This window comes from Psittacicella hinzii (genome assembly GCF_003585935.1).
GTDB classification, from domain to species: domain Bacteria; phylum Pseudomonadota; class Gammaproteobacteria; order Enterobacterales; family Psittacicellaceae; genus Psittacicella; species Psittacicella hinzii.
The window spans coordinates 1-7714 of the sequence record NZ_NRJG01000111.1 but is presented as its reverse complement, the minus strand read 5'-3'; the positions used below and the strand labels follow the sequence as shown (position 1 = coordinate 7714).

General features: G+C 36.4%; 12 protein-coding genes. 11 read left to right on the top strand and 1 reads right to left on the bottom strand.

Going from position 1 to position 7714, the window contains the following annotated elements:
• Window positions 1-121: 121 nt before the first annotated feature.
• Entirely contained in the window at window positions 122-1411 is a 1290-nt protein-coding gene (locus tag CKF58_RS06055) for a hypothetical protein (protein ID WP_119531987.1), read from the bottom strand.
• 935 nt (window positions 1412-2346) lie between these two features.
• Here CKF58_RS06055 and rpsJ point away from each other — a divergent pair.
• Genes rpsJ through rpsQ form a run of 11 tightly spaced genes read left to right on the top strand, consistent with a single transcriptional unit; the run spans window position 2347 to window position 7361 of the window.
• Window positions 2347-2661, top strand: a complete 315-nt coding sequence (gene rpsJ / locus CKF58_RS06050; RefSeq protein WP_119531985.1) for a 30S ribosomal protein S10 — start codon at window positions 2347-2349, stop codon at window positions 2659-2661.
• A gap of 34 nt (window positions 2662-2695) precedes the next feature.
• A complete protein-coding gene (gene rplC / locus CKF58_RS06045; protein WP_119531983.1) occupies window positions 2696-3331 on the top strand; it encodes a 50S ribosomal protein L3 in 636 nt (211 codons plus the stop codon).
• A gap of 17 nt (window positions 3332-3348) precedes the next feature.
• Window positions 3349-3954 carry a 50S ribosomal protein L4 gene (gene rplD, locus CKF58_RS06040; protein ID WP_119531981.1) on the top strand — a complete coding sequence of 202 codons (606 nt, stop codon included), beginning with the start codon at window positions 3349-3351 and terminating at the stop codon, window positions 3952-3954.
• Window positions 3954-4259: a 50S ribosomal protein L23 gene (locus tag CKF58_RS06035; RefSeq protein ID WP_119531979.1), complete on the top strand. Its 306-nt coding sequence runs from the start codon at window positions 3954-3956 to the stop codon at window positions 4257-4259. Before rplD ends, CKF58_RS06035 begins: the two co-directional genes overlap by 1 nt.
• Before the next feature lie 17 nt (window positions 4260-4276).
• Window positions 4277-5098, top strand: coding sequence for a 50S ribosomal protein L2 (gene rplB / locus CKF58_RS06030; RefSeq protein ID WP_119531977.1), 822 nt, complete (start codon window positions 4277-4279; stop codon window positions 5096-5098).
• 28 nt (window positions 5099-5126) lie between these two features.
• The gene (gene rpsS, locus CKF58_RS06025; RefSeq protein WP_119531975.1) at window positions 5127-5405 is read left to right on the top strand and encodes a 30S ribosomal protein S19; all 279 of its coding nucleotides are present in this window, start codon (window positions 5127-5129) and stop codon (window positions 5403-5405) included.
• Window positions 5406-5417: 12 nt separating this feature from the next.
• Entirely contained in the window at window positions 5418-5762 is a 345-nt protein-coding gene (gene rplV / locus CKF58_RS06020; protein ID WP_119531973.1) for a 50S ribosomal protein L22, read from the top strand.
• A gap of 9 nt (window positions 5763-5771) precedes the next feature.
• On the top strand, window positions 5772-6506 hold the full coding sequence (rpsC, locus tag CKF58_RS06015) for a 30S ribosomal protein S3 (protein ID WP_119531971.1): 735 nt from the start codon (window positions 5772-5774) through the stop codon (window positions 6504-6506).
• Window positions 6507-6521: 15 nt separating this feature from the next.
• A complete protein-coding gene (gene rplP, locus CKF58_RS06010) occupies window positions 6522-6932 on the top strand; it encodes a 50S ribosomal protein L16 (RefSeq protein WP_119531969.1) in 411 nt (136 codons plus the stop codon).
• A 4-nt stretch (window positions 6933-6936) separates the two neighbouring features.
• The gene (gene rpmC / locus CKF58_RS06005) at window positions 6937-7101 is read left to right on the top strand and encodes a 50S ribosomal protein L29 (RefSeq protein WP_119531967.1); all 165 of its coding nucleotides are present in this window, start codon (window positions 6937-6939) and stop codon (window positions 7099-7101) included.
• Window positions 7101-7361, top strand: a complete 261-nt coding sequence (gene rpsQ / locus CKF58_RS06000; protein ID WP_119531965.1) for a 30S ribosomal protein S17 — start codon at window positions 7101-7103, stop codon at window positions 7359-7361. The genes rpmC and rpsQ overlap by 1 nt, the downstream gene beginning before the upstream one ends.
• The last annotated feature ends 353 nt before the right edge of the window (window positions 7362-7714 follow it).

Sequence of the window (7714 nt, the reverse complement as noted above, 5' to 3'; positions counted from 1 at the left end):
GTTTAAGTGTTATTGGGTTGGTTACAAAAGCAATAATATAAATATTAGGCTTAACTTTAATATTTGTAGTATTTGTAGTATATGCCGTGCATCATTTTTATAGAGTGATTTTAATTTAATTCTAGAGGTGATCCATATTATTGTTGTCTAGACTGGCGGTTAGGCGTAGTTGACGTACGTAACAACCTAAGCCTCTGCTCCAATAACTAAAGATTTTTACTAAAGGATTAGTTAATTTAAAGTCAACGAGGTTTAAAGGAAGATTAACACCCATTGCCCAAGGTCCACGGATATAAGCAACATCAGTACTAGTTGTGCCAGCAGCTAAACTAAATAGATTATTTGCTAAGTGCGAGATAGTTTTATGGCTCGCAATTTTTTGCATAGTGCTAACTCGAATTAAGAAAGCTGAAGTAGCAAAGCTAGATTCATAGCGCTTTACAAAGAAATAGCTGTTGAGTTTGTCGTTATAGCGAGCGTATGCTGGCTTGTATATAAACTGAGGACGATAGTTATTATTAAATAGTGAGTTACATTGTTTCTTACTTACTCCTAAATCCAATTTTGTTGGCTCTAAGATGAAACTGTCAGTTGCATTCTCATTATTATTTAATACTTGATTTGCTGAAGCAGTTTCTTGCTCGCTTTCTAGTTCGGGAGAGTTTTGAGCTAAGGTTAAAGCTAAGTTAGTATATTGCTCTTCATGACTAGGTTCACATAAATCAATTACTTCAGGAGTAATGCGCAGTTTAGTGAAGTAACTTAAGCGTCGCATAAAATCAGGATGAAGAATTGCACTTTCATCTAAGAAAAGTACCCATTCATCCTTACGAGTACGTAAATCAAGATTTTGTAAGTAGTCTAAAGTATTAGCTGTAAGAATTTCTTTTTGCTGTAGAGTAAATAAATCTAAATAGCTATTATCTAAAACTTGCTTTGCTTTAGCCTCTTGCTTCGCTTCTTGGACTTGACTATTTAACGTGCTTAAGTGCTTTATATCATTAAGGTAACCAAGATTTTTACTAACAGTAGCTTGAATAGCACGATAGTTACTATTGTCTTGCTCGCTATAATCAGAAACAAAGCTACTTTCTTGCCAATCTTTACCAGCAGCATTACCTAATACACTATAAAGTTGCATAAAGTATTTGGCTTGTTCTATATATTGCTCATCTATTTTTTTAGTGTAAAGATTTTTTGCTTCGCTTTGATTGAATAAAATCTGTGGACAATCATCTTCTAATGCAGAGAGAAGATCATCTGCAATAATAAAAGGAATATTTGCAGCTTGGAGCGCTTGTCCTAAAGTATAAAGGCGCTGCTCAATCCATTGAGGGGTAAATAGTTTATAGTAAGATTGACGTTGAGCTTGTGGTAGGAAATTAGCTTGACGAATAAAAACGACTTTCATAAGAAATGCAATTTAGTTTTTTAACTCAGTATGAGTATTAATGAATTAGTATTAATACACGAGTATTAATACATTATTATGAATATATGAGTATTCAAACATGTGAGTTAATCTTAGGGGTTGATGTTTTTATAAGATTATACCGTGTTAAAGCCTAAAGTAGGTCATTATCCTTATCAAGATTGTAATAAAGAGTGACTTTAATAAGATTGAATGATTGAGCATTGCTCAAAAGATTGAGTAATAAAAGATAGTTTTTAAGATAACCTAACTTCAATTAATCTAGTGTGGTTAAAAAGTTGCTGTTTATCAATTGCTTATGATTAAATTAAATAAAAATCAATAAAAATCAAGCTAATTATTTTTATTTGTGTTATAATTAACGCCGTGATATTAATATTTATCCGAAAGAAAAATCGAATTTCAGATAAAAAGACATTACTGTTGTGTGGATAAGTCAAGAAGATATTATTCACCTCCAGCAGTTTTATTATTGAAATGTTAGTATTACCCCAATGTAGCATTAAAAATGAGAGTAGCTGCATTTGGTTTTTGCAAGGACAATTATTTTTACTATCTTGCACTTGGATTAGCGGGTAAGTTAAGTTGCATGATGCATACACTTACCTATGCCTGACTTGTTCGTTGAATATAACTAGAGCAGAGCATGGACTAGCTTACAAAGAAGTATGATTTAGAATACTTTCTTCCATTTATATATTTATTTGTCTCTCAAGTAAGCGTCTTCGACTATGAGTTGAGGAATATAGTCAGAATGATAATAAAAAGATTTATTTGATTTCTTAAGCTAATCTGACACCCCACAATAGATGGGGCAATGTTTATTAGTCTTACCTCGTGTTTTTCAAAAATGAACACCTTGAGGTAAGGTATTATAGTGTTTAAAATTTTTACAATTTGGAGCTCTGGGTTAAATGTCTAACCAAAAAAGAATCCGTATCCGTTTAAAGGCTTTCGATCACCGTTTAATCGAACAGTCAACTAAGGATATTATTGAAACAGCAAAACGTACTGGTGCACAAATTCGTGGTCCATTCCCTTTACCTACTCGTAAAGAGCGTTTTACTGTACTGATTTCTCCACACGTGAACAAAGATGCACGTGATCAATATGAAATTCGTACTCACAAGCGTGTAGTTGATATCGTAGAGCCAACTGAAAAGACAGTAGATGCTCTTATGCGTCTAGATTTAGCTGCTGGTGTGGAAATTAATATCAGTTTAGACTAATTTTTTTGACGTTAATTAAAGAGGATTATAAACAATGATCGGTTTAGTAGGTCGTAAAGTTGGAATGACTCGTATCTTCACACCTGAAGGTCAATCAATTCCAGTAACTGTAATTGAAATTGAAAAAAATAGCGTAACTCAAGTTAAAACAACTGAAACTGATGGTTACAATGCTATTCAAGTAACAACAGGTTCTAAAAAAGCATCTCGCTTAAACAAACCTGAAAAAGGTCACTTTGCTAAAGCAGGCGTTGAAGCTGGCCGCTTATTACGTGAATTCCGTGTAGACAATGCAGCTGAATACACAGTTGGTCAAGAAATTACTGTAGAAGTTTTCGCTGACGTGAAAAAAGTTGACGTAACTGGTACTTCAAAAGGTAAAGGTTTTGCTGGTACTGTTAAACGTCACAACTTCCGTACTCAAGACGCTACACACGGTAACTCATTATCACACCGTGTTCCTGGTTCGATCGGTCAAAACCAAACTCCAGGTCGCGTATTCAAAGGTAAGAAAATGGCTGGTCACATGGGTGACGAGCGCGTAACTGTTCAAAACCTTGAAGTAGTTCGTGTTGATGCTGAGAACAACTTATTATTAGTACGTGGTGCTATCCCAGGTGCTAAAAATGGTAACGTTGTTGTTAAACCTTCTGTAAAAGTAAAAGCTTAAGTCTGGAGAAACTATAAATGGAATTAACATTAGTAAATGGCCAAGGTTCTATTAGTGTATCAGAGTCAGCTTTTAACGTTGCTTTCAACGAAGCTCTAGTTCACCAAGTAGTTGTTGCATACCAAGCAGGCAGCCGCCAAGGTACACGTAAACAAAAAACTCGTGGTGAAGTTCATGGTTCAAATAAAAAACCTTGGAACCAAAAGAAAACTGGTAACGCTCGTGCCGGTGACCGTAAAGGCCCATTATGGCGTTCTGGTGGTGTGACATTTGCTGCTCGTCCGCAAGATCACAGCCAAAAAGTTAACAAAAAAATGTATTGGGGTGCATTACGTTGCATCTTCTCTGAGTTAGTTCGTCAAAATCGCCTTGTGGTAGTTAACGATTTAACTCTTGACTCTCACAAAACTAAAGATTTAGTAGCAAAATTAAAAGAGTTAGAAGTTTCTAACGTTTTAATTATTGATACTGAACTACAGTACAACGTATTCCTAGCTTCAAAAAACCTTCACAAAGTTGAGTATCTTTTAACTGATGAAGTTGATCCGGTATCTTTAATCAATTTTGAAAAAGTGTTAGTAACTAAAGAAGCTGTAGCTGAACTAGAGGAGATGTTAAAATAATGTCTAACAATTCACGTTTACAGTCAGTTATTAAGTATTCACTAATTTCTGAAAAAGCAGTAAGATTACAATCTGAGAAACAAGTTCTTACTTTAATTGTAGATAAAAGCACAAATAAAGTAGAGATCGCTCAAGCTTGTGAAGCGGTATTAGGTCTTAAAGTTACAGCTGTTAACATCGTTAACGTAAAAGGTAAAACTAAAAACCGCGGTAACCGTAAAGGTCGTCGTAGCGATATTAAGAAAGCTTATATCACTCTTCCAGCGAATACAAGCTTAACTGATATTGAAACTGCTGTTGAGTAAGGAAAGGAACTAAGTAAATGGCTATTGTTAAATGTAAGCCGACCAGTCCAGGTCGCCGTCACGTTGTAAAAGTAGTTAATCCTGAATTACATAAAGGTAAACCTTTTGCAGCATTAGTTGAGCCTATCAAACGTACAGGCGGTCGTAACAATTTTGGTCGCATCACAACTCGTCACATCGGTGGCGGTCACAAAAAAGCATACCGTTTAATCGACTTCAAACGTCAAAAAGATGGTATCTCAGCTAAAGTTGAACGTTTAGAGTATGATCCAAACCGTTCTGCAAACATCGCGTTAGTATTATACGCAGATGGTGAACGTCGTTATATTCTAGCTCCTAAAAACTTAAAAGTTGGTGATAAAGTTGTTTCAGGTACTGATGTAGAAATCCGCGTAGGTAACAGCTTACCAATGCGTGTTATCCCAGTTGGTACAACTGTTCACAACGTTGAGTTAAAACCAGGTAAAGGTGGTCAACTAGCTCGTGCAGCAGGTTCATACGCTCAAATCATCGCTCGTGAAGGTAAATATGTAACTTTACGTACTCGTTCTGGTGAAATGCGTCGCGTTCTTTCAGAGTGCCGTGCAACAATCGGTGAAGTTGGTAACGCTGAACATATGTTACGCGAATTAGGTAAAGCTGGTGCTTCTCGTTGGAGAGGTATCCGTCCTACAGTTCGTGGTACAGCAATGAACCCAGTAGATCACCCGCATGGTGGTGGTGAAGGTAAAAACTTCGGTAAACACCCTGTAACACCTTGGGGCGTTCAAACTAAAGGTAAGAAAACACGTCATAACAAACGTACTGATAAATTCATTGTACGTCGTCGTGATAAATAATTAATAACACTTAAAAGAGGTAAATCCTATGCCACGTTCTCTCAAGAAAGGTCCTTTTATTGACCTGCACTTGCTGAAGAAGGTAGAAAAAGCAGTGGAAACGAATGATCGTAAACCAATCAAAACTTGGTCACGTCGTTCTACTATCTTCCCAGATATGATTGGGTTAACCATTGCTGTTCACAACGGACGTCAACACGTTCCAGTACTAGTTTCTGACGAAATGGTTGGTCACAAGTTAGGTGAATTCGCACCTACACGTACTTACCGTGGTCACGCTGCTGATAAAAAAGCTAAGAAAAAATAATAGGAGATAGACATGACTAATAGATTAGAATCACGTGCTATCTTACGCAATGCTCGTACATCAGCGCAAAAAGCACGTTTAGTATGTGATTTAGTTCGCGGCAAAACTGTGGAAGAAGCGACTTACATTTTACGTCACACTCCACGTAAAGCTGCTAAAATGGTGGGCAAGCTATTAGCTTCTGCTGTTGCTAATGCTGAGAACAACCAAAGTTTATCAGATGTTGGTTCATTCAGAATTGCAACTATCTTTGCTGATGAAGGTCCAACAATGAAACGTATTATGCCACGCGCTAAAGGTCGTGCGGATCATATTCGTAAGCGTACAGCTCACATCACTTTAGTAATCGCAAAATAAGGTAACGAAATGGGTCAAAAAGTAAGTCCTCATGGTATTCGCCTAGGTATTGTTAAACCATGGAGTTCAACCTGGTATGCGAATACAAAAGATTTCTCAAAAACTCTAGAAAACGATTTCCGTATTCGTGAGTTCTTAAACAAAGAATTAGCAAATGCTGCGGTATCACGTATTGTTATCGAGCGTCCTGCTAAAGCAATCAAATTAAACATTCACTCAGCTCGCCCTGGTATCATTATTGGTAAAGGTGGTGAGGATATTGAAAAATTACGCAAACAAGTTCTTGCGTTATCTGGTTGTGAAAACTGCCAAATCAATATCGTTGAAGTTAAACAAGCTGATTTAGATGCAAAATTAGTAGCTGAATCAATTGCACAACAACTAGAACGTCGTGTGATGTTCCGTCGTGCGGCTAAACGTGCTATCCAAACTGCTATGAACCAAGGTGCTATCGGTATCAAAGTTCAAGTATCAGGTCGTTTAGGTGGTGCTGAAATCGCTCGTGCAGAATGGTTCCGTGAAGGTCGCGTGCCTTTACAAACTCTACGTGCTGATATCGACTACGCTACAGCTAGAGCTAACACAACTTACGGTGTAATTGGTGTTAAAGTTTGGATTTTCAAAGGTGAAATCTTAGGTGGTTTTGAAGAAGTACTAGCTAAAGAAACTTCTAAACCAGAACGTAGAGCACCTAGAAATAACAATAACAACAATAGACGTGCACCACGTAAAGGTCGTAAATAAGGAGAAAATTGAATTATGTTACAACCTAAACGTACAAAATTCCGTAAAATGCATAAAGGCCGTAACCGTGGTCTAGCTCAAGGTACAAGCGTTAGTTTCGGTGAATTCGGTCTTAAAGCTGTTGGTCGTGGTCGTCTAACTGCTCGTCAAATCGAAGCTGCACGTCGTGCTATGACACGTGCTGTAAAACGTCAAGGTCAAATTTGGATTCGTGTATTCCCAGACAAACCAATTACTGAAAAACCATTATCTGTTCGTATGGGTAAAGGTAAAGGTAACGTTGAATACTGGGTAGCTCTAATTCAACCAGGTAAAGTACTATACGAAATCGGTGGTGTACCTGAAGAATTAGCACGTGAAGCTTTTGGTAAAGCTCAAGCGAAACTTCCATTCAAAACTACTTTTGTAACTAAAACGGTAATGTAATCAAATGAGTGAAAAAGATTTACAACAAGAACTTGTAGACGCAAGACACAAATTATTCGCACTACGTCAACAAGTTAAAACTAGACAATTAAACCAAACTCATCTAGTTAAAAGCGCTCGCCGTGAAGTTGCACGTTTATTAACTCAAGTAAACAAGGCTGGTAAATAATGACTGCTAAACAAGTACGTACACTACAAGGTCGTGTTCTGAGTGATAAAATGGACAAAACTATCGTGGTTGCTATTGAACGTCGTGTTAAACACCCAATCTACGGTAAATATGTTCGTAAAACAACTAAACTTCACGTTCACGATGAAGCTAATGTAGCTAAACAAGGTGATATGGTAGAGATCAAACAATCACGTCCATTATCAAAAACTAAAGCTTTCGCTTTAGTACGTGTTGTAGAAAAATCTCTAAACGTATAATCTTTTATAGTTAAAAGTTTATATTAAAAATTTAGAATTGTATTCCAAAGAAAAAGGGTCACTAACTTATTAAGTTAGTGACCCCTTTTTTGCGCAAAGAAAAACGGTGAAGCTTGTAAAAAGTTCACCGTTGAGATTTCAAATAAAAACAATAAGATAATAATTAAGTTGAAAAAACAATACTACAGAGTTTCATATCATGTAGTATTGCCTATGGACCAACTTCTAATTAACTTACCTATATTATAGCTTGTTTATTAAAACTTGTCCATATTTTGACTACTAAAAAGATAAGAAGTTATGCAACTTAACTATTCTTATTTGCCTAAGTTAACAATTGTTACAAATTATAA

Excerpts from the sequence above, each read along its gene's own strand:
- rpsQ (WP_119531965.1), top strand. The coding sequence starts at position 7,101 with ATGACTGCTAAACAAGTACGTACACTACAAGGTCGTGTTCTGAGTGAT.
- CKF58_RS06055 (WP_119531987.1), bottom strand. The coding sequence starts at position 1,411 with ATGAAAGTCGTTTTTATTCGTCAAGCTAATTTCCTACCACAAGCTCAA.
- rplV (WP_119531973.1), top strand. The coding sequence starts at position 5,418 with ATGACTAATAGATTAGAATCACGTGCTATCTTACGCAATGCTCGTACA.
- rpsC (WP_119531971.1), top strand. The coding sequence starts at position 5,772 with ATGGGTCAAAAAGTAAGTCCTCATGGTATTCGCCTAGGTATTGTTAAA.
- rplP (WP_119531969.1), top strand. The coding sequence starts at position 6,522 with ATGTTACAACCTAAACGTACAAAATTCCGTAAAATGCATAAAGGCCGT.
- rplC (WP_119531983.1), top strand. The coding sequence starts at position 2,696 with ATGATCGGTTTAGTAGGTCGTAAAGTTGGAATGACTCGTATCTTCACA.
- rpsS (WP_119531975.1), top strand. The coding sequence starts at position 5,127 with ATGCCACGTTCTCTCAAGAAAGGTCCTTTTATTGACCTGCACTTGCTG.
- rpmC (WP_119531967.1), top strand. The coding sequence starts at position 6,937 with ATGAGTGAAAAAGATTTACAACAAGAACTTGTAGACGCAAGACACAAA.
- rpsJ (WP_119531985.1), top strand. The coding sequence starts at position 2,347 with ATGTCTAACCAAAAAAGAATCCGTATCCGTTTAAAGGCTTTCGATCAC.
- CKF58_RS06035 (WP_119531979.1), top strand. The coding sequence starts at position 3,954 with ATGTCTAACAATTCACGTTTACAGTCAGTTATTAAGTATTCACTAATT.
- rplB (WP_119531977.1), top strand. The coding sequence starts at position 4,277 with ATGGCTATTGTTAAATGTAAGCCGACCAGTCCAGGTCGCCGTCACGTT.
- rplD (WP_119531981.1), top strand. The coding sequence starts at position 3,349 with ATGGAATTAACATTAGTAAATGGCCAAGGTTCTATTAGTGTATCAGAG.